Annotated in this window: 18 protein-coding genes and 1 tRNA gene; 13 read left to right on the plus strand and 6 right to left on the minus strand. The window is 33.9% G+C overall.

Annotated features, from left to right (window positions below; translation table 11 throughout):
* Positions 1 to 451 precede the first annotated feature (451 nt).
* A complete protein-coding gene (locus ACN0TY_RS03260; protein WP_417443346.1) occupies positions 452 to 3,685 on the plus strand; it encodes a T9SS type B sorting domain-containing protein in 3,234 nt (1,077 codons plus the stop codon).
* A gap of 58 nt (positions 3,686 to 3,743) precedes the next feature.
* On the opposite strand, the gene ACN0TY_RS03265 is transcribed toward ACN0TY_RS03260, so the two are convergent.
* Together ACN0TY_RS03265 and ACN0TY_RS03270 are read right to left on the minus strand one after the other, a co-directional pair.
* Positions 3,744 to 5,462: a GMC oxidoreductase gene (locus ACN0TY_RS03265; RefSeq protein ID WP_417443347.1), complete on the minus strand. Its 1,719-nt coding sequence runs from the start codon at positions 5,460 to 5,462 to the stop codon at positions 3,744 to 3,746.
* A complete protein-coding gene (locus ACN0TY_RS03270) occupies positions 5,455 to 6,009 on the minus strand; it encodes a gluconate 2-dehydrogenase subunit 3 family protein (RefSeq protein ID WP_236957614.1) in 555 nt (184 codons plus the stop codon). Before ACN0TY_RS03270 ends, ACN0TY_RS03265 begins: the two co-directional genes overlap by 8 nt.
* Positions 6,010 to 6,272: 263 nt before the next feature.
* Between ACN0TY_RS03270 and ACN0TY_RS03275 the strand changes: the two genes are divergently transcribed.
* Entirely contained in the window at positions 6,273 to 8,534 is a 2,262-nt protein-coding gene (locus tag ACN0TY_RS03275) for a TonB-dependent receptor (protein ID WP_417443348.1), read from the plus strand.
* A gap of 62 nt (positions 8,535 to 8,596) precedes the next feature.
* Here the strand turns inward: ACN0TY_RS03275 and ACN0TY_RS03280 are convergent.
* From ACN0TY_RS03280 to ACN0TY_RS03295, 4 genes are all read right to left on the minus strand, one after another.
* Positions 8,597 to 8,667: transfer RNA gene (locus tag ACN0TY_RS03280), tRNA-Cys, on the minus strand.
* A gap of 168 nt (positions 8,668 to 8,835) precedes the next feature.
* Positions 8,836 to 9,192 (minus strand): dihydroneopterin aldolase, encoded by a 357-nt coding sequence (gene folB, locus ACN0TY_RS03285; protein ID WP_236957615.1) that lies wholly within the window; start codon positions 9,190 to 9,192, stop codon positions 8,836 to 8,838.
* A 125-nt stretch (positions 9,193 to 9,317) separates the two neighbouring features.
* Positions 9,318 to 10,784: a sulfatase gene (locus ACN0TY_RS03290; RefSeq protein WP_417443349.1), complete on the minus strand. Its 1,467-nt coding sequence runs from the start codon at positions 10,782 to 10,784 to the stop codon at positions 9,318 to 9,320.
* Positions 10,785 to 10,859: 75 nt separating this feature from the next.
* The gene (locus ACN0TY_RS03295; protein ID WP_417443350.1) at positions 10,860 to 11,909 is read right to left on the minus strand and encodes a 2Fe-2S iron-sulfur cluster-binding protein; all 1,050 of its coding nucleotides are present in this window, start codon (positions 11,907 to 11,909) and stop codon (positions 10,860 to 10,862) included.
* Between the two features lie 324 nt (positions 11,910 to 12,233).
* Here ACN0TY_RS03295 and ACN0TY_RS03300 point away from each other — a divergent pair, with 324 nt between their 5' ends.
* The 11 genes from ACN0TY_RS03300 to atpH all read left to right on the plus strand — a co-directional run bounded on the left by ACN0TY_RS03300 (position 12,234) and on the right by atpH (position 22,217).
* The gene (locus tag ACN0TY_RS03300; protein WP_417443351.1) at positions 12,234 to 13,706 is read left to right on the plus strand and encodes a DUF5687 family protein; all 1,473 of its coding nucleotides are present in this window, start codon (positions 12,234 to 12,236) and stop codon (positions 13,704 to 13,706) included.
* 4 nt (positions 13,707 to 13,710) lie between these two features.
* On the plus strand, positions 13,711 to 14,454 hold the full coding sequence (locus ACN0TY_RS03305) for an ABC transporter ATP-binding protein (RefSeq protein WP_236957622.1): 744 nt from the start codon (positions 13,711 to 13,713) through the stop codon (positions 14,452 to 14,454).
* 76 nt (positions 14,455 to 14,530) lie between these two features.
* Positions 14,531 to 15,388, plus strand: coding sequence for a carboxypeptidase-like regulatory domain-containing protein (locus tag ACN0TY_RS03310; protein WP_417443352.1), 858 nt, complete (start codon positions 14,531 to 14,533; stop codon positions 15,386 to 15,388).
* A 510-nt stretch (positions 15,389 to 15,898) separates the two neighbouring features.
* On the plus strand, positions 15,899 to 18,457 hold the full coding sequence (locus ACN0TY_RS03315) for a tetratricopeptide repeat protein (RefSeq protein ID WP_417443353.1): 2,559 nt from the start codon (positions 15,899 to 15,901) through the stop codon (positions 18,455 to 18,457).
* Positions 18,458 to 18,462: 5 nt separating this feature from the next.
* On the plus strand, positions 18,463 to 18,882 hold the full coding sequence (locus ACN0TY_RS03320) for a bactofilin family protein (RefSeq protein ID WP_236957625.1): 420 nt from the start codon (positions 18,463 to 18,465) through the stop codon (positions 18,880 to 18,882).
* A complete protein-coding gene (locus tag ACN0TY_RS03325) occupies positions 18,842 to 19,081 on the plus strand; it encodes an AtpZ/AtpI family protein (protein WP_236957626.1) in 240 nt (79 codons plus the stop codon). The genes ACN0TY_RS03320 and ACN0TY_RS03325 overlap by 41 nt, the downstream gene beginning before the upstream one ends.
* Positions 19,082 to 19,110: 29 nt before the next feature.
* Complete coding sequence (locus ACN0TY_RS03330) at positions 19,111 to 19,491, plus strand: hypothetical protein (protein WP_417443354.1); 381 nt, start codon at positions 19,111 to 19,113, stop codon at positions 19,489 to 19,491.
* 131 nt (positions 19,492 to 19,622) lie between these two features.
* Entirely contained in the window at positions 19,623 to 20,708 is a 1,086-nt protein-coding gene (gene atpB / locus ACN0TY_RS03335) for a F0F1 ATP synthase subunit A (protein ID WP_417443355.1), read from the plus strand.
* 39 nt (positions 20,709 to 20,747) lie between these two features.
* Entirely contained in the window at positions 20,748 to 20,948 is a 201-nt protein-coding gene (atpE, locus tag ACN0TY_RS03340; protein WP_008611555.1) for an ATP synthase F0 subunit C, read from the plus strand.
* Positions 20,949 to 21,158: 210 nt separating this feature from the next.
* Positions 21,159 to 21,650: a F0F1 ATP synthase subunit B gene (locus ACN0TY_RS03345; protein ID WP_417443356.1), complete on the plus strand. Its 492-nt coding sequence runs from the start codon at positions 21,159 to 21,161 to the stop codon at positions 21,648 to 21,650.
* An 18-nt stretch (positions 21,651 to 21,668) separates the two neighbouring features.
* The gene (gene atpH / locus ACN0TY_RS03350) at positions 21,669 to 22,217 is read left to right on the plus strand and encodes an ATP synthase F1 subunit delta (RefSeq protein ID WP_417443357.1); all 549 of its coding nucleotides are present in this window, start codon (positions 21,669 to 21,671) and stop codon (positions 22,215 to 22,217) included.
* Positions 22,218 to 22,241: the final 24 nt, after the last annotated feature.

A 22,241-nucleotide genomic window follows, 5' to 3' on the forward strand; every position in this document is an offset into this window, starting at 1 on the left:
AGGGGTTTCCCCACAGGGTAGATAAGCTCCCCCACACCCAAAATAGTGCTCCCCACACGTATGAGAGGCTTCCCCACGCATAGTAAAGCCGTCCCCACGGGTAGAACACCATTCCCCACCGCGGGGAAAGACAAACTTGGTGTGGGGGAGGTTTGTGGTGATGTTATGATAGGCAATTAGTTACTGGGGAAACTTTTTTACTTGTGTGAAAAGTATAAAAGTCCATTTTGGTTTTAGTTGGTGTGGGTTTGTATACTACAGTTTTTAGGGTTTTTAATAATCTGTATAATATTTTCCTTCTGAAGGATTATGAGTTGTTAAAAAAATGTAAATTACTAGAAAATTTAACCATTATAAATCTATATAGTTACCTCTGCTGTAATGTTATACTGATAACTTGCTAATAGGTAATTATAACATAAATAAAATTAGCTACTTATACCCCATATTTATGCTTAAAAATACCGCCCTAATCTTGCTTCTTCTTTTTTTTAGATACGCTGAAGCTCAAATTACATTGACCCATAACATTGGGAACAAGCCTGTAAAAACTAATATTTCATCCTGTGAATATGAGGAATATTGGGCAAGGACATTTAAACTTTCTGATTTTGGAATATCCTCGGCAGATCAATTTATTATCAGATCTTCTCAAGTGGCTGTTAGTAATGCTTATAATGGTGCCATACTTCAGTTTAACTTCTATAGTATAGATTCAAATTTTCCTTACTCAACACCAAAATTAATAAGTTATGGAAATGTGGTAACTACTCCTTTAATTGGTGATACTCCTGAAATAGTTCAGATAGACTTTGATACGCCTATTGTTGTTCCTGCTGGTGTAGTAGGAATTTTAGTAGAAGTTTCTCAAAATAGTGATACTTATAATTCAGAGTATGCTAAAGTATCTATAGCTGGTACAAAACAGGATAATGACACTTCTTGGTTTAAGGGATGTAGAGAATTGTATACATATACTTCTACAGCTAACCTTGATATTCCTGTGCCAGATGCAAATTTTTATATTAACGTAACTGGAGAGACGAAGGCTACATCTAACTATGGGGCTAGTGCTACTTTAACACATAACATTTGTGATGATGTAATAGAAACAAGAATTTATTCTTGTAAGTCGTCTTATATATATTGGGCCAGAACTTTTGATTTGGAAGATTTTGGGATATCTACCAATGAAGAATTTATAATTAATTCAGGTCAAGTTGGAATTAATAAAGTAGGTTGGTTGCCTGAAATTAGTTTTAATATTTATAAGATTGATGATAATTTTCCTGCTTCTTTTTCAGAAACTGACTTAATAGGGAGTAGTCAGTACCAGCAGTTACCGCATGTTATAGGTACTAAATCTAGAATCATACAGGTGGATTTTGATACTCCTGTAGTCATTCCAGCTGGTGTTGAAAAGATATTGGTTGAGGTATATAAGGGAATTGTATATGGTGATGGATTAGCTTTTATAGCAGGAAGCACCCAAGATAATGACTTATCATGGCAAAGAGGGTGCGTACCAGGCGGGGCGAAGGGATATTTCTCTACTGCGGATTTAGGATACCCAGATGCAAATTTTTACATTAATGTTACAGGTAAAATAAACCATGTTACCAATAATTTTGATATGAATATTTCAAATATTTGTTCAGAGTTTTTAAAGGAATTTAGTGTAGAGAATAAGTCTAATATAGCATCTATAGCATGGGATTTTGGAGATCCATTGTCTGGAGCAAATAATACTTCTACAGATTTATCACCATTCCATGATTTTTCAGCAGATGGTAATTATACCATTACTGCTAAGGTAACTGCGATAGATGGAAGCGTAGAGTGGTTGACAGAAGATATTTATGTTAAAGAACCACCATATGCATATGGGATTAGTGATGTTTACGCTTGTGAAGATAATTTCAATTCGGGCATTTCTTCTTATTTTAATCTTTCAGAAGTAAAACAACAAGTTTTAAAAGGGCAAGTTAATAAAGTAGTTACTTTTATAGATGGTACAGGTAAAGAGTATAAAACAATCCCTAACCTTTTTACTAATACAATAAAAGACAGAGAGACAATAACAGTAAGAGTTGCTCATAAAGAAAATCTCTGCTGTTATTCTGAAACTACCTTTGATTTAATTATTAATAAACTGCCTGATTTAACAGCTGTTTCAGATTTGAGTGTTTGTGATGATGATAACGATGGTTTTTCAATCTTTAATTTAGAGCAAATGGAAACCTTAATTATAGGTGCTAACGCTAACTTAAAAGTGGAGTTTTATCATGAAGATGGAATACAAATATTAACGTCTTTAAATGCTGTTAATAATAAAATAGCAAATGAAGAAATGATAAAAGTCAAAGTTATTAATACTGATACAGATTGTTTTAATGAAGAATACTTTAAGCTAAAAGTAAATACACTACCTATAGCTAACTCCCTTCCAGAAATTATAGGTTGTGATGAGGATAATGATGGAATTTCGGAGTATTTCGATACTTCTAATGTAGCGACTTTAGTTTCTGGAAATCAAACTGGTGTAGAAATATCCTATTACGATTATAATGGAAAACAGCTACCAAATCCCTTACCAAATCCTTATACTAATTTGATACCATATCAAGAGGATATAACGGTTAGAGTGACTAATCTTATTACAGGATGTTTTGCAGAAACTTTATTAGTATTAAAAACATCTATAAAGCCAAAGGTTACTCAGCCAAACTCCTTATATGCTTGCGATGAAGGAGAAGGGTATGGTCTGTTTGATACCTCTGCATTAGAAAATGAGCTTATTGGCAACCAAACAAGTTTGACAATCTCGTATTATGATTCTAAAGGGGTTGCATTACCTAGTCCATTACCCATGCTTTTTAAAAATACGGAACCCTGGAATCAAACCATTTCAGTTAAAGTGGAAAATTCATTTAGTAACTTATGTGTATCAGAAACCACAGTTGACCTTGTCGTTCAAGCGCTTCCATCGATTCAAATGGAAAAGACATACTATTTATGTAATTTAGAACCATCATTACGGTTGTCTGTAGCTTCTAATTTAGATAATTATGAATGGAAGTATGAGAATGGTGATGTAATAGCTACTACAAGTAATGCAGAACTTATAAAGGCAGGTGATTATAGTTTAAAAGTAGGGAAGTTAAATAATGGTGTTTACTGCGAGAGTGAGTATAATTTTGAGTTAATAAGATCAGTGCTTCCTAAGATTGATGATGTAAAATATCAAGAATTATCTAGTAACAATTATATTGAGATTTTGGCTTCTGGAGACGGAGATTTTGAGTATTCTATCGATGGAATACACTATCAAAAAAGTAATTTATTTGAAAGAATTTCTGGAGGAAAATATATTGTTTATGTTAGAGATATCTTAGGTTGCGGGGAAGATTTTAAAGAAGTAACTTTAATAGATTACCCGAAGTTTTTTACCCCTAATTTAGATGGATATAATGATTATTGGCATATTAAAGGAATTAAAAAATACCCTAGATCAAGCACTTCAATTTTTGATAGATATGGAAAGCTATTAGCAAATTTAGATGCTAATTCTATGGGTTGGAATGGTTTGTATAATAATGTATTACTCCCACCTTCTGACTATTGGTTTAAAACAGATCTTGGAGACGGAAGAATATTTACAGGACATTTCACTTTAAAACGTTAATGTTACAACCAAAAAGCCACTCTGCAAGGAGTGGCTTTTTGATTTTAAAAATTATAATTTATGAAAGTCCTTTTTTGGATTCTTTAATAGCATGGTCGCAAGCTCTTGCTGTAAGCGCCATATAGGTTAACGACGGATTTTGTGTGGCTGTTGAGGTCATACAAGCGCCATCTGTTACATATACATTTTTACAGGCGTGTAGCTGGTTCCATTTGTTTAGAAGCGACGTTTTTGGGTCGTTCCCCATACGGACACCTCCCATTTCGTGGATATCAAGCCCTGGAGCTTTGTCTGGTACATCATGAACCTTAATATTGGTAAATCCTGCTACTTCAAACATTTCTGTAAACTGCTCTACATAATCGGCAATCATTTTTTCATCGTTATCATCATAATCTAAATTGATGCGTAACTGTGGGATTCCGTATTGATCTGTTTTTTCAGTATCCAAACTCAATGTACTTTCTTCTTTCGGAATGGTTTCTCCCATCATATGCGATCCTACACGCCAGTTTCCGTACTTTGGATTCACCAAGTTTTGTTTTAAATCTTCGCCGAGACCATCAGAATTCTGAATTATTTGTCGGTTAGCACCAAAGCCAGCAGCATACCCCCTTAGGAAGTCGGTTTCTTGCTTATGTACATTTCTAAACCTTGGTACATAGCCGCTTGTTGGTCTTCTTCCTTCCGTAGTAACATCTAAATTGCCATCGTATTCGGCACTCATGCTTACTCTATAGTTATGGAAAGCAATGTATTTTCCTAGCAGTCCGTTGTCGTTCCCCAATCCGTTCGGAAAGCGATTCGATTTAGAGTTAAGGAGAATCATATTCGAATTAAAAGCACTTGCATTTACAAATATAATAGGTGCAAAATATTCGGTTGTTTCTTTGGTATTAGCATCTATTACTAACACTCCCGTAGCCTTTTCTTTCTTATCATCATAAACAATAGAATGTACAACGGCATCGTGTTGCATGGTAAGGTTACCAGTTTTTTGCGCCCAAGGAAGGGTACTAGAGTTACTACTAAAGTAACCTCCAAACGGACAGCCACGACGACATAAATCTCGTGTTTGACACATGGCTCTTCCTTGTTTCATGAAGATGTCTTTGTTCTCGGTAATATGTGCGCAACGCCCATAGATTACATGACGCTCGTTATTATACTTTTCAGCAATAACCTTTTTAAAATATTCTTCCGTAGGATTTAACCCCATCGATTTTAAGAACTCCCCATCTGGAAGCACATCTATATTATCATATTCCCCAGAAATCCCAACGAATTTCTCCACATAGCTATACCACGGCGCAAGGTCTTTATAGCGGATTGGCCAGTCTACAGCGAAATCATCTCGCGCAGGACCTTCAAAGTCAAAGTCGCTTAAACGCTGTGTTTGTCTAGCCCAAAGAAGCGATTTACCTCCCGTTTGATACCCTCGAATCCAATCGAAAGGCTTCTCTTGAATATAAGGTTGCTCCTTATCTTTTGTAAAAAAGTGCTGTGAGTCTTCTTTAAAATTGTAACATCTAGCTGCTATTGGGTTCTCCTTTTGCGTATCGAACGTAGTTTGATTGGCATGCTTCATTTCCCAAGGCTGCATGTTGGTGGTTGGATAGTCTTTTATATGAGTTACATCTCTTCCGCGCTCTAAAACCAATGTTTTTAATCCTTTTTCGGCAAACTCTTTTGCGGCCCAACCGCCACTCATTCCTGAACCGATAACAATCGCGTCAAATGTATTTTTCTCTTTGCTGTCTATATTGAAGTTAGGCATTTATGTTTATTTTATCGGAAGCGTTAATCGTTTTAGTTTTATAAGAAAAAGAGCCAGGAACAAGTTTATATGGCATTAAGTTCGTCATATAATACTCACTGTTTTTATAACCCCAAACAGCAGTTTGTTTGGTGGTATGTAAGAAGGCAACGAGGTCTTCGTTTAGGCTTTCATCTTTAAATAGTTGTTGTAGGGTGGTAAGTTTTTCTTCAGCATTGAAATCTGAAAACTCATCTCCATATTTTTCTTTCACAGTAGGGTTAAATAGTCTTAAGCCTCTTAAGAAAGTGTCTTGTTTCTCTTTATCCGCACAATCGTCTAGCATTACCCAAACAAAATTCTGAATTTTTAGGGAAACGCCACCCGGAGTATCGGTTTCTGGGAGCATGGTATCAACAATTTCCTCGAATAATATTTCTTCGTCTTCTGTTATCTTTAGCTTATTAAGAACAATAGGAGTCCTTTTGTCTAAAAAACTACAAGAAGGCATAAGCATCATACCTCCGGTTAGTAGTCCTAAGCTTTTAATTGCATTACGTCTGTTCATTCATTTCAGTTTAGGTAGATTTTTATGTAGATTGATATAAAATCAGCAGTAAATATAATTATAAAGTTGTATAAATGTAAGAAAGCCTTTTAATTTTTGCGGAATTGAAAACTATATAGTTAAGAAGTTTCTTTGTTATGAAGTGTTGAAGGAGTAAAACCCTCCTTAATATGTGGTAAAACCTTTCAAATTTGTTAAATCTGCCTTTCCATTTTCTTGAAAAAGCGGTATTATTGCAGCTAATTTTAATTAGTCTAAATAAGATGAAATATCTTCTATGTTTATTTCTCCTAACATCGCTTTCTGTATTTTCACAAGATTATATTATTGAGGGTGTTGTAACAGGGGAGTCGAGTACTCCATTATCAGGAGTAAATGTTTCAGTTTTAAACAGCCATATAGGAACAACTACAGATTCTGAAGGGCATTTTACCTTAGCATTTGAAGCGGAGGGAACTTATCAAATAGTATTTTCTCATATGGGTTATCAAGCTATAAAGAGAGAAGTTAGTTTTACTGAAACGCAATCTAAAACCATTAATATTGTTTTAAAAGAAGATAACTATAGCCTTGATGAGGTAGTTATTGTTACAGAAAGTAGAGTGCCAGAAAGTCTTTCTGAAGTACCAAGTACTGTAAATGTTATTAGTAGTGAAGATATTTTTGAGCAATCTGTTATTGATGATAACCTCCCGAATATATTGGCATATAAAGTACCAGGATTATCGCCAAGCGAAGAAAGTCAGAATGCAATATCTACAAAACTAAGAGGGAGAGATCCTTTGGTGTTGATAGATGGGATTCCTCAGACGTCTCCATTGAGAGATGGGTCTAGAGATTTACGTACAATATCTTCTCAAGTATTAGAAAGGGTTGAGGTTATAAATGGTGCCAGTGCAACTTATGGAAATGGTGCTACAGGTGGAGTTATAAACTATATAACAAAGAAGCCTTTAATGGAAGATGGTACAAAGTTTATGCTTAATACTAAAGGTTCTTTTAACCTTGTTAATGTTGATGAAACCTTAGGGTTTTCTGTTAATCCATCGCTTTTTGTTAAAACGAATGATTTTGATATGGTTTTATCTGGAGAATATGGAGAAACAGGCGTACAGCGATCTGCAGACGGAGAAGTAATAGGGCCACTTTATGGATTAGGAGAGACAACATCTATTAATTTCTTCGGTAAGTTAGGGTATCAAGTTGCCGATAAGCATCGTTTGGAGTTTATGGCAAATACATACCATAGCGAGCAGGATAGTAAGTATATTACTCAAGGAGGAACTTATGGCGGTGAGCCAGCAATTGGAGTTATTGGAGATTCGGATATAAAAGGAGGAACACCAAAAAATATAAACCTATATTTTAAATACTTAGGGGAAGATATTTTTTGGAATACCGATCTTAATGCTACAGCTTATTATAATGATTCTGATAATGTTTTTGAAGGTTACAATAAAATATTAGCTACAAACCAAGGATTGCGCTTCAACTTTAATACTAATGTTAGCGTTAGTCAAAACGCTAATTTATCTCTTACCTATGGATTGGATTTATTAGACGATTTTACTGTGCAAAAAGGACTGGATGAGAGTTTGGTTACACCAGAAATAGATTTAGAAAGTGTAGCTCCTTATGCGCAAGCTAAATTAGTGTTTAGCTCAGGTTTTGTTGTGAAAGGAGGGATTAGATATGAGGATTTAAATGTTAATATCGGGGAGTACCCTTTTGAAGGAGAACTTTTAGATGGAAAATCTTTTAATGACCATGCTCTTGTATTTAACGCTGGTTTAAAATACAATAAATGGAAACCGCTTAAGCCGTTTGTTAGTTTTTCTCAAGGATATACCATTGGAGATATTGGTTTGGCGCTTAGAAATGGATTATCTGTAAATGATTTTAAAGTGGATCCGGGGATTACAAATAATTATGAAATCGGATTTGATGGAGATTTAGGGATTTTTAATTATCAAGTGGCTGGTTATTATAGCACGTCAGAAAAAGGGGTTCGTTTTATAGAAGTTTCACCAGGTACTTATGAAACTAGTATACAGCCACAAAAAATATATGGAATTGAGGCTATTGTATCTGCACCAATTGGAGATAAGCTTACATTATCTACATCTGTTGGATATGTAGATGGGAAAGAAGATAGCGATAACGATTCTAGTTATGAATCTGAGTTGTATAATGCCATTGTTCCGCCATTGAAATTAACAGGTTCTGTGAATTATATGATTTTAGATAATTGGAGTGTGTTACTTCAAGCCCTTCATATAGGTAGTAGAGATGTTTTTTCTGATGATGAATTAGGTCAATATGGTAAAAATCCAATTACAGGATATACGTTATTAGATTTATATACTGGATATACTATGGATAAAGTGAAATTCACGATGGGTATTAATAATTTGTTTAATGCTGATTATTTCCCAGTTAATTCTGAAGTACGAGGAACTGGACCATATTACCAGAAGGGGCGTGGGATGACTTTAACGCTAGGAGCTGTGCTTACAATTGATTAAGAAGTTCTTATAGAAACTATATAAAATGAAAAAATCCATCTGAAAAGATGGATTTTTTTTTGAGGCATCGAGCGGATTCGAACCGCTGTACAAGGTTTTGCAGACCTCTGCCTAGCCGCTCGGCCACGATGCCTTTTTACAGTGCGCAAATGTAATAAAAATATTGCTCTTTATCCAAAAGTATTTTTAAAATTGAGAATTGCTTCTCGATTCTACCTTTTTTATTATTGAAATATTAAGTCTAATACTTTTTATATAAGTGAGTTACGCTTGTTTTGTAAGATTAATAATCAATAGAGAGTTACCTCGTAATTGTCATCTGTATGGTAACTTGTTCTACATTGCCGCCAATTGGAGGATTGATTTTAGAAACTTCTACAGTAGCTTCTTCAGCAATATTTATCTCATCAAGAATTCTATCTAAAATACGTTTCCCTACATGTTCTAATAGTTTGGAACGGATAGCCATTTCTTCTTTTACAATCCTATTTATCTGTACGTAATCTACGGTGTCTTTAAGATTGTCTGAGGCTGCCGAAGGCTGTAAATTAGCTTTTACAGCTACATCTACACGGTAATCGCTTCCTATTTTACCTTCTTCTACCAAGCATCCGTGGTAGGCGTAGACTTGTATATTGGTAACTTTTATAATTCCCACTATCGTATTGTTTTATGCGTGCAAAGATACAAACTAAAGTGTATTGTAGTCCATTTCCGCTAGATGCTTTTGTTTCTTGATCTAATTAAAAAACGCAAGAATCGAAATCCTTGCGTTTAATAGTTTTACTTTTTAATTCTACCTGGCTCCCTATTTTCGCTTCCTTCGGTATTTGTTAAAGCATCTCCTAACTCCGCTCGTTTTGCATCGGCAAGCTTTGTTATCTGTTTAACAATATCAGGGTGTTTGTCTATTACATTTACAGTTTCAGAAGAATCTGTTGCTAGATCATAAAGTTCCATTTTCTCCATGTCTATAAACTTATAAGACCCCGGCAGACCATCTTTTCCTTGTGGTTGCCCATCCATAGTTCTATAATTGTGTGGGAAATAGAGCTTCCAGTCTTTATAACGCACAGCATGCAATTCGTTTACACGGTAGTAGTAGTAAAATGCATCGTGTGGAGATTCTGTTTCTTCTCCTTTAAATACATCCCATACATTCATCCCGTCAATTTTTTTCTTCGGAAGATTACTATTCGTTACTTTAGCTATAGTCGGTAAAATATCGATAGCCATTACAGGTGTACTTATTGTTTTGTTTGCTGGCAATTCCCCTGGAAAACGTGCTATAAAAGGAACACGCTGACCACCTTCCCAAGAAGTTCCTTTTCCTTCACGGAATGGTAAAGCCGAACCTGCATGGTTTCCGTAGGCTAACCACGGACCGTTGTCTGAAGTAAAAATTACAAGCGTATTATCGTCTATTCCTTGTTCTTTAAGTGTTTTTAGAATCTGACCAACACTCCAATCGATTTCCATAATAACATCTCCATAGAGACCTCTTTCTGATTTCCCTTTGAATTTATCTGACACAAAAAGTGGAACATGAGGTTGCGGATGTGCAACATATAAAAAGAAAGGATTCTCTTTATTTTTTTCAATAAAAGATACCGCATGCTCTGTAATCTGTGTTGTTAATTGTGATTGATCGTTTAGCGTATCTATAACCTTATCATTTTCATACAAGGCAAGAGGTTTAAAGTTAAAAACAGGGCCTTGTTGCGGATGATTAGGCCACATATCATTAGAATATGGGATTCCGAAATACTCATCGAAACCTTGATTGGTAGGCATAAACTCAGGAGCATCTCCCAAATGCCATTTTCCATATATAGCAGTGTTGTAACCTTGTTCTTTTAGCATTTCTGCCAATGTAGTTTCCTCAGGATTTAATCCGATGTCTGCATCTGGCATAAGTGCATTGTGGATTCCTACACGGTTAGGATAACAACCCGTAAGGTAACTCGCTCTTGAAGCAGAACAGATTGGCTGTGTGGCAGAAAAGTCTGTTAGTCGGACTCCCTCTTTTGCCATTTGATCTAAATAAGGTGTTTTAATGTCTGGGGAACCAAAGCAAGCAAGGTCTTCATAACCTTGATCGTCTGTAATAACAAGAACTACGTTTGGTGGATTCTTCTCTTTAGTTACGGTTTCAGTTGCTTTTTTTTTGTCTTCTTTACATGATAAAAATAAGAATGTAGAAGAAAGTAATAATAAAAAAGCTGTTTTAGTAGTGGTATAATGTTTCATAAAAACAAAAATAGCTTAAAAACCCGAAGTTTAAAAGCTATGATTGTAAATCTATTTTTATGTGATTTTTGTTATTTAAACATCATCAAAATCGATGGAGATACTATCTGTTGTAGGATGCGCTTGGCACGTAAGGATAAGTCCTTCTTCAATCTCTCCGTCTGTTAGAATCTGATTTTTAATCATTTCTACTTTTCCTTCTGTTAATCGTGCTACACAACTACTACAAACACCACCTTGACAAGAATATGGAGCGTCTAGATCTTCCGCTAAAACAGCATCGAGTACACGCTGTTTTTTATCCATTACAATCTCCGTTTCTTCATCGTCAATAAGAACTTTAACCTTTGTTTTTCCATCTTCAATAGAATCTGGAACTTCAGAATGATCGTCTGAAGTGGTAAAGTGCTCAATATGAATTTTGTCTTGAGAAATACCGTTTTCTTTTAAGGTTTCTGAAGTACTTTCAATCATTGCTTCTGGTCCGCAGATATAGAAAGCATCTATTGGAGTGTCTTTATGCTTGTTTTTTAGAATGAAGTTGATTGTAGAGCGTTCTATGCGTCCAAATAAAGAATCAACCTCTTCTGTCTGACTGTAAATGAATTGCGCGCTTAATCTATCTGGGAATTCTTGTACTAATTCTAAAAGATCTTTGTGGAACATCGTTTCTTCTAGCGATTTATTTCCATAAACAAGTATGAAATTATTATCGCTATTTTGCAATGCATCCTTTACGATACTCATTATTGGGGTTATTCCACTTCCTGCAACAAAGGCAGCAATATTTTTACCTTTATATTGAGTAGCATCAAAAGTAAATCGCCCTTCTGGTGGGTGAACTTCTAACACATCACCAACTTTAATAGTCTGTGCATACTTAGAGAAAGTTCCGTTAGGCATTTCTTTAATTCCAACAGAAATAGTAGCTTCATTTTTCCCAGAACATATAGAATACGAACGACGTAACTCTTTCCCGTCTATTTCTTTTTTGATAGTAATGTATTGCCCAGGAGTAAATTTGTATTTGCTAGCCAGATCTTCTGGAATTTCAAAAGTTACAACTACGGCTTTTGGTGTTATTTTGTGTATTGCTATTACTTTAAGCGAATGAAAATGAGTCATCAATAATATTTTTGGCAAAAATAGACATTGCTAGCACTTAAAAAAATGACATTAAGAAAAATTTATACATAACTTTCTTATGTATGTAGCTATTTTCTATACTTTTTAAGTGTGTTGAATTGATATTACGGTATTTCTAAACTTTAAATTGGAAATATAGACGATAGTATCTGACATGAAAGCAACAAAGGATTTTCAGGAAACTTATGAATGTGATAATCAATTTTTGTCGGGTATATCCAGAATATAAACTATTAAAAGCGTAGTTTTTGTAACAAATTAATAACTTACGCTACTAACATATAGAACATAACCACCAATTTTATGATAAAACACTTTTTTACACTTCAGTGGAAGGCTTTTTTTAGGTCTGCTTCCTTTTCATCCAATCTTGTGATGAAAATCTTCATGGGTTTTATGGCGCTTTATATGATTGCTACCTTTTCTGTAATGGGAGGCGCTGCCTATTATGTGATTGAAGAGAAGCTTGAATTAAATGCTTTGGAAGTCGTTAGTCGATTTCTAATGTATTACTTGGTATTGGATTTACTTTTTAGATATATGCTGCAGAAAATGCCTGTAGTAAATATCAAACCATTATTATACCTGCCTTTTAAGAAAGGGAAGATTGTTCAGTTCAGTTTATGGAAAACTGTTTTTTCGTTTTTTAATATCATCCATATATTCTTTTTTCTCCCGTTTTCCGTAGCCTTAATAATGAATGGCTATGAACCGATTCAGGTTTTTACATGGTTTATAGGAGTTTTTGCGCTTGTTTATTGTAATAACTTCATTAATATTTTTATGAATGGCGTTGGGGTGTTGTTAGCCATTGTTTTTGCAATAATAGTTATGATGGCGGGACTTCAATATTATGAAATTTTTGATGTTACCTTATATACAGGGCAGGTTTTTCAAGCGTTTTACGGAATTCCATATTTAGCTCTTATTCCGATAGCCCTTTTAATAACATTGTATTTTGTAGCTTTTAATTATTTTAAAAAGAATCTATATCTCGATGCAGGTCTTGCTACAAAACATCAAGAGGCAAAAGCAGAGAATTTAGATTGGTTGAATCGCTTTGGAAGTATTTCTGTGTTTCTTAAGAATGATATCAAACTTATAAAGAGGAATAAACGCTCTAAAACAGCTGTTTTTATGAGTTTTCTTTTTGTTTTTTACGGGCTTTTATTTTTTTCCAATGCCATCGAAGTATATCAAGGTGCTCCGTGGAGAATCTTTGCCGCTATTTTTGTAACAGGAGGTTTTCTATTTAGCTTCGGACAGTTTGTGCCGAGTTGGGATAGCTCCTATTACCCATTGATGATGAGTCAGAATATACGTTACCGCGATTATCTAGACTCTAAATGGTGGCTCATGGTAATAGCAACAATTATAACCACTATTGTAGCCTCTTTCTATTTGTATTTCGGTTGGGAAATTTATCTCGCTGTTATCACTGGAGCTGTTTATAATATAGGAGTGAATTCTCATATGGTTTTATGGGGAGGTGCTTATATAAAAACACCAATTGATTTAACGAGTAATAAAAAAGCTTTTGGCGACTCTCAAGCCTTTAATGCAAAGACGCTTTTACTTACAATTCCTAAAATGATTCTTCCAGTGTTACTTTATGCGCTTGGTCATTATACCGTTGGTCCTTTTTTAGGATACGGATTGGTTATTCTAGCAGGAATAGCTGGTTTTGCTTTAAAGGAAAAGGTATTTAATAAGATCGAGAAAGTTTATAAAACAGAGAAGTACAAAACATTAGCCGCTTACAAACAAAAAAATTAAGACCATGATTACTATAGAAAATCTTTCAAAAACATATAACGGAAATACAGTTTTATCAATTGAGCAACTTCAAATCCCAGGGGGGCAAATATTCGGTTTAGTTGGAAATAATGGAGCAGGAAAAACTACACTTTTTAGTTTGTTGCTTGATTTAATTCAACCTTCTACGGGTTTTGTAGAAAATAACGGTTTTAAAGTCAACGAAAGTGAAGATTGGAAGCCATTAACTGCTGCATTTATAGATGAAACCTTCTTAATAGGCTATTTAACTCCAGAAGAATATTTTTATTTTATCGGGGAATTAAGAGGTCAGAATAAAGAAGATATCGATGAGTTTCTAGTTCCTTTTCAAGAATTTTTCCACGGAGAGATTCTAGGAGGTAAAAAATACCTTAGAGATTTATCAAAAGGAAATCAGAAGAAAGTTGGAATTGTGGCTGCTTTTATAGGGAAGCCAAAAGTGGTGATTTTAGATGAGCCATTTGCAAACTTAGATCCTACAACGCAAATCCGATTAAAAAAATTAATAACTACCTATAAAGACGATGCAGAAGTTACCGTTTTAGTTTCTAGTCACGATTTGGCGCATGTTACAGAAGTTTGCCAACGAATTGTAGTTTTAGAAAAAGGAAAAACGGTAAAAGACATTCAGAAATCGGAAGCTACTTTAAAAGAGTTAGAAACTTTTTTTTCTGAAGAGATTTTAAATGAAACTGCTGCTGTGTTGCCGGAAGAATATAAGGACTAAAGGTGAGGTTTTTGCAAAGAATTATGTTATAAATAAAGCTAAAGAATAAATTGAGTAATTGTATCAACCTAGAGTGATGTTTAAAAAGTATTTCATATTATCAGTTTTATTTACAATTTACTTTTGTCATGCAGGCTTTTCTCAAAAAATCCTAAAAGGTGAAGTTGTAGATGCTAAAACAGCTGAGGCAATTCCGTATGTTAGTATAGGTGTTTATGGAGAAAATGTTGGCACAATTTCCAAGGAAGATGGTTCATTTAATTTATCTCTTGTAGAGAATAACATGGCTGTATCGATTACTTTTTCATGTATTGGATATAAAAGCAAATCCGTTCCTATTTCAATTTTAAAAGCAAATCCTAAGGTGTTTTTAGAACAAGAAATTTTACTTCTGGATGAGGTTGTTTTGGAAAAATCTAAAAAACTTAAGCAAGAGAACAAAAAGATTGGCGGTTATAAGCAGTCTATATATAATACCGGCGAAGCCAATACTGACGCTTATGGTAAAGGAAAAGAATATGGTATAAAAATAGATAATACAGGTTTTGAATATAAAATTGATAAAATAAATTTTTCCTTAAAAGAGAATACGATAGATAGTATTTTATTTCGAATGAATTTGTATAAACTTTCTTCTGATGGTTTACCTAAAGAATCAATTTTAAAGAATCAGCTTTTTGTAAAGAGTTATAAAAATGAACACTTAATAACTATTGATGTTTCAGATGAGTCGTTGTTTGTTAATGAAGATGTCGTTGTAACCATCGAGCCTGTTCGTCTTTGGTACAAGTCTAGTAATGATAATATGCTTTTTTATGCACAAACAAAGGGGCGTAATATTCAGACTTTTCTACGAGAAACAAGTATGTCTAATTGGATTGTAGGTGAGCTTCCTCCGTTTTCTATATTTTTCGATATCACTTATTATAAATAGTAATAAGTAATTTACATTTCAGTTTTATTCTATTCAGCAGGATTATTAAAAAATGTAATCCTTGTCTTTTCGTAGAATAAAACTATAGAATCTTCTATGTTTAAATTTAAAATTGATATTGGTTGTAAGTACTACGAGTTTAAAGACCCGAGTATAGTTTTTGTGAAATCAATTTATAGGAATGTTATTGGGAGCAGAAAGGAGTTAACAATGCTAAGTTAACTTTGTATTAGTGATTTTAGAAAGTAAATAAAGTGTTTATAATAAAGAACATCCACATGTTGTAAACTTTTCCTCTTTATAGGTTTCATCAAGATTTATTAATTCATAAAAACGGTGTGAACAAAAAAATAATGTATTTTTACCTCATATCAGCAATAAATAGTCAACTTCAAAGTTACTCACTTGGGGTTTAGTATTTTGGTGATGGTGTTTAAAATGAAATGTTTACCGTATAATAATGTTTCGAATAAGTGTTTCGAGGCAGTTTATAATTGCAACTAATAGGCTTTGAATAAATACCTTAAAATAACTACGTATCTTCTTTTTATGGTGCTCGTTTTAGTGGCGTGTTCTACCAAGAAAGATGCTTTTGTTAATAGAAATTGGCATGCATTAAATACAAAATTCAATGTCTTGCACAATGGAAAAGAAGCACTTGCTAAAGGGCAAGAAGAGCTTATAACCAATTACGTAGATAATTACTGGGAATTGCTTCCTGTGGAGCGAATGGAAATTCGTGAGGAGATAATTATTGATACTGCTCAGTTAAATCCAAACTTTAGAAGAGCTGAAGATAAAGCTACCAAAGCAATCCAGAAACATGGAATGAATATTGGTGGTCAAGAGCGTAATCCGCAGATCGATGAGGCTTATTTGCTTCTTGGAAAAGCTCGTTACTACGATCAGCGTTTTGTGCCTGCGTTAGAGGCTTTTAATTACATCCTTTTAAAATATACCGATAGCGATATTATCCACCAAGCAGCCATTTGGCGTGAGAAAACCAATATCCGAATGGAGAATGAGGAGGTGGCAATTACCAATTTAAAGAAAGTACTTCAGTTAGACATTACAGAGCAAGAATATGCAGATGCTTCTGCAATGATGGCGCAGGCGTATATTAATTTAGAACAAAAGGATAGTGCTATCTTCCGATTAAAATTAGCTTCCAATACTGCTAAAAATTACGAAGAAGTAGGGCGTTATAACTATATAATAGGTCAGCTTTACGATGAGAAAGGGGAGTTGGATAGTGCGAATATTGCGTTTGATAAGGTTATCGCGTTAAAGAGAAAAACTCCACGTGTTTATATGATTAATGCTTATGTGGAGAAGATTAAAAATTTATATGAAAGAGGAGAAGAGGACTCAACTTTATTGGCAGCTCTTGATAAGTTAGAACGAAATCGGGAAAACAGACCTTATTTAGGTAAGTTGTATCGCTTGAATGCTATGTATTACCTCAATAATGAACAATATGATTGGGCGCAGTATTATTTAAACGAATCGATTAAGAATACGGTTAACGATCCTAATTTATTGGCTTTAGATTATGAAAACTTAGCCACCATGTATTTTGATAATGCATATTATGCAGATGCTGGTGCTTATTATGATAGTACACTTACTAATTTGAATGTGAATTCTAAAAAATTTAGAACGTTAACTCGAAAGAGAGAAAATCTAGAAAGTGTTATAAAATATGAAGCTATTGCAGCTAGAAATGACAGTATTCTTTATATCGTTGGATTGCCAGAAGGGGAGAGAAAAATGTTTTATCAGCGGCATATAGATTCCTTAAAAGTAGAAGAGGCAAAAGCTAAAGAAAGAGCGGAAATAGCGCAGTTACAAGAAAATAGTTATGCTGGAGCATCAGGCTTTAGGAATAATAATAAAAGCGGAGGCTCCGATTTTTATTTCTATAATCCTTCAAGTGTGCAATATGGTGTTCAGGAGTTTAAGAAAATCTGGGGAAATAGAACCTTGGAAGATGATTGGAGGCTGAATAATAAAATGACTTCTGTGCAAGAAACCGCAATTGCTTCAGAAGAAATAAATACAGATAATGCCGATTATTATACGGTGGACTATTATTTAGACCAACTTCCTCAAGATCCTTCAGCAATAGACAGTATAAAAAAGGATTATAATTTTGCTAACTATCAGCTTGGGTTAATTTATAAGGAGAAGTTTGTAGAATATGAATTGGCGGCGAATAAGTTAGAAACACTACTTGATAATGATCCTGAAGAGCGTTTGGTACTTCCTGCCAAGTATAATTTGTATAAAATCTATCAACAATTAGAATCGCCATTAGCAGATCAGTATAAAAATGATATTATTAATAATCATAGCGGATCTCGATATGCGGAGCTATTAGAAAATCCATCTGCTATTCTTGCTGATGATGGAACGAGTCCGAGTACAGTTTATGCTACTCTTTATGATGATTTTGAAAATCAAAACTATGAAAAGGTAATTGCTGAAGCAGACAAGAATATCTCTAAATATAATGGAGAAGATGTTATGCTGAAGTTTGAAATGTTGAAAGCTTCTGCTAACGCAAGATTATATGGTGTTGATGCTTATAAAAAGTCATTAAGTAGCATTGCTTTAAACTATCCTAATTCGCCAGAAGGGGCAGAGGCGCAGCGAATTATAGACGAGGCGTTGCCTATAATTGCAGATACAACTTTTAATATGGATCCGATTGCTTCTAACCAATGGAAAATTATTTATCCTTTTGATAGAAATAGTGATGCAGCAATCAAAAAGCTTACGGATAAGATAGACCGTTCTTTGAAAGACCTTAAATACACACATGTAACGTACTCTAAAGACGTTTACAATCCTAATAAAGTATTTTTGGTGGTTCATGGTTTTGACACGAAGTTACATGCAGAAGGATACGCGGAGCTATTAAACATTAACAAAGATTATTTGGTTGACAATGAGAAATTTGTAATTTCGTCAAGCAACTATAAAAAAGTGCAAATACATAAGAACCTAACTTCTTATTTGTCTGATATAGAGAAAAGTAAAATCAATAACCCAAGTCTTAATAACTAATAGAGATGTTCGCAGAATCAAAGAAAAACAGAGTAGAGCCTGTTTCAGGACAAACAAATAGAATTGTAGAAAACACTAAAATTAAAGGAGATTTAACTTCCGAAGCAGATATCCGTATTGACGGAGAATTGGAAGGGAGTATTATTGCAAAAGGAAAAGTAGTAATAGGAAGATCTGGAAAAGTTAGCGGAAAAATACAATGTATGAATGCTGATGTAGAAGGGAGATTTGATGGAGATCTTAAAGTTGAAAATGTACTAACCCTAAAAGGTACTGCGGTAATAGAAGGAGATGTTGTGGTAGGTAAATTGGCTGTGGAGCCAGGAGCTACTTTTAATGCTGCTTGTTCTATGAAAGGTGCTTCTTTAAAATCTTTAAAAGAAGATGAACAAAGACAACCAAAAGCAAACGAAAAATCAGCTTAGTTCTTGGGTAAAGTTTACTAATATTGGTTTGCAAATGGGTATTATAATTGCAGCAGGTGCTTTTTTTGGTGTCTGGTTAGATGAAAAATTCCCGAATGATTATTCTGCATACACCATTATTTTTTCCCTATTAGCAGTTTTTATATCCTTGTATAATGTATATCGCCAAGTAAAATCACTTGGAGAAAAAGAAAATTAGCAACCCATAACTACTATGGGTTTTTTAAAATGAAACAGAAATTAATTCCTTTTTTAAGCGTACTGATTCCACTTACAATTATTCTTGCAGTCGCTCAGTATTTTATTCAAGCAAATATCTTCCCAGAGACAACGTTCTTTTATAGTACGTGGATTATTTATACATTTCATTTTGTAATCACCCTTATTATATACATATCTATATTGGCAGTTCATAATGTGTTGCCAGATAAAACAGGTCTCGCATTTTTAGCTTTTACTGGCTTAAAGATGTTTGCTGCGATCGTTTTTTTGATTCCTTTATTTCAAAATGATATGGCTAACCCTATTCCAACGGTGTTTAGTTTTTTTATTCCGTACTTCATCTATTTGTTTTTAGAAGCTTTTTATGTTATAAAACTCTTGAAATGAGGTCTTTTTGATATAAAAATTTCTTTTCGCTTTATATAGAAAAAAAAATAGTTGTTAACTTCCTAATGTGAATAAATAATGTACCTTTGCACCAAATTTTTGAGGAGCATATATTTTATTTTTAATTAGGTATGAGGATAGCACAGAAATCTATCAAGAGATTTTTTCTTTTAGCAATGTTTTTTGTTTCTTTAGGAGCAAGCGCTCAGGAGCACGAAAACGCTCATAGTGAGGACACTACAGATGAAGCTTTTAATCCAACGGATTTAATAAATCATCACATATCGGATTCTCATGAATTCCATATTGCAGATGTGGGCGGAAAAGCAATTTCCATGCCACTTCCTGTAATTTTATGGACAGAGAATGGTTTAGTAACATTTATGTCTTCAGAATTTCATCATGATGAAAATGGAGAAGTTATTGTAGAACGTAACGGACAAAAATTTGCACGTGTTCATGATGAAATATATTATGCAGATGGAGGTTTGTCTTTTGATGAGGAGCATCATGTTACAAATTCACGTCCTTTAAACTTTTCGATTACAAAAAATGTATTCACTTTAATGGTTACAGCAATATTAATGTTGTTAATATTTATTCCTGTAGCTAATTCTTACAAGAAAAATAAAAGAGCACCAAAAGGTATTGCAGGTTTTATGGAGCCTTTAATCGTTTTTGTTAGAGACGATATTGCGAGACCTAATATTGGAGAGAAAAAATACAAAAAATACATGCCGTATTTATTAACTGTATTTTTCTTAATCTGGATAGGTAACCTTTTCGGATTAATTCCATTTTTTCCTTTCCAAGGAACACTTACAAATGATATTTTATTTACAGGAGTATTAGCAACCTTTACTTTCTTGCTTACTATTTTTAGTGGTAACAAAGCATATTGGGGGCATATATTCGCAACTCCAGGAGTTCCAAAATGGTTATTACCAATTATGATTCCTGTGGAGGTTTTAGGAATGTTTACAAAGCCTTTTGCTTTAATGATTCGTTTATTCGCTAACATTACAGCAGGACATATTATTATATTGAGTTTAATGTCGTTGATTTTTATTTTCGAATCAGCAGCTGTATCACCTATATCTATAGCATTTTCATTGTTTATGTATGGATTAGAGTTATTGGTAGCGGCATTACAAGCGTATGTGTTTACGTTACTATCTGCTTTATTTATTGGGCAGGCGGTAGAAGACCACCATTAATATTGAGTTTTATTTATTAACTATTATAAATTTTTTATTATGATTTTAGCTGGAATAGGAGCTGGATTAGCTGCCATCGGTGCAGGTTTAGGTATCGGTAAAATTGGTGGATCTGCAATGGATGCTATTGCACGTCAGCCAGAAGCGGCTTCAAAAATTCAAACTGCCATGATTATTGCTGCTGCACTTATTGAGGGTGTTGCACTTTTCGCAGTGGTTGTTGCGTTAATCGCAAAATAATTTTTGACAAAAAACAAACAACGCTACAACGGTTGGTTGTAGCGTTGTTTACTCATTAAGTGAGTTTTATGCTTTAAATATTTGATTTATAAATGATAAAGTGTCATTTTTACAATCGTTTTAATTTAAAGTGTATGATTACGTTCCACGAGAGTTAAGATTTATCAGTGGAAATTAAAAACTAGAAAACGTTATTTAATATTTTTTATAATGAATATTACACATCCTGAAAGTTTAATTTTTTGGTCTATAATAGTTTTTGTAATTCTATTTATACTATTACGTAAGTTTGCTTGGAAGCCAATTTTAGGAGCTGTTAGCACAAGAGAAGAGTCTATCAATAAGGCTTTAGAATCTGCTGAAGAAGCTCGTAAAGAGTTACAAAATCTTCAATCTGATAATGAGAAATTGATTCAAGAAGCGCGTGCAGAAAGAGACACTATGTTGAAGGAAGCACGTCAGATCAAAGAAGCTATGATTGCTGAAGCGAAAGAAGAAGCACAGGCGCAAGCTGATAAAGTTATCAAGCAAGCACAGCAAACAATTCAAAGTGAAAAGCAAGCTGCCGTTGCTGAATTGAAAAATCAAGTAGCTAATTTATCAGTAGAAATAGCAGAGAAAGTAGTTAAATCTGAGCTTTCGTCTAAAGAAAAGCAATTACAGCTTGTAGACGATATGTTAAAAGAGGTTACTTTAAACTAATTTGTAAGAAGGAATACCATGAAAGGTACCAGAGCAGGAAATAGATACGCGAAAGCTGTTTTAGATTACGCAAAGGAGCAAGATGCTCTTGATGTAGTTGGAGCAGATATGAAAGATATCTATAATACTATAAACGGAAATGAAGAATTGGAAGGGATGCTTCAAAGTCCGGTTATCAAATTATCTGATAAGCAAGCAGCATTAAACGAAATTTTTTCTGGAGTGAATCCTGTTTCTTTAAGGCTGATAGCTGTGCTTATAGAGAACAACCGTATTAATTTATTAAAAGTGGTTGCTGAAAAGTATATCGTATTATATGATAAATTGAGAGGAAAAGAGCTTGCAGTAGTTACAACGGCAGTTCCTTTATCATCAGAATTAGAGCAAAAAGTTCTAGACAAGGTAAAAGAGCTAACGGGTAATACCGCAACAATAAAAAATATAATTGATGAAAGTATTATCGGTGGATTTATCCTTAGAGTAGGAGATTTACAGTATAATGCTAGTATAGCAAACCAGTTGAGTAACCTTAAGAGAGGTTTACATAACAACGCATACGTTTCTTAATAACTAAAATAAAAAGGTAGGATG

Source organism: Joostella sp. (assembly GCF_048266025.1).
Taxonomy (GTDB): Bacteria; Bacteroidota; Bacteroidia; order Flavobacteriales; family Flavobacteriaceae; genus Galbibacter; species Galbibacter atrarenae.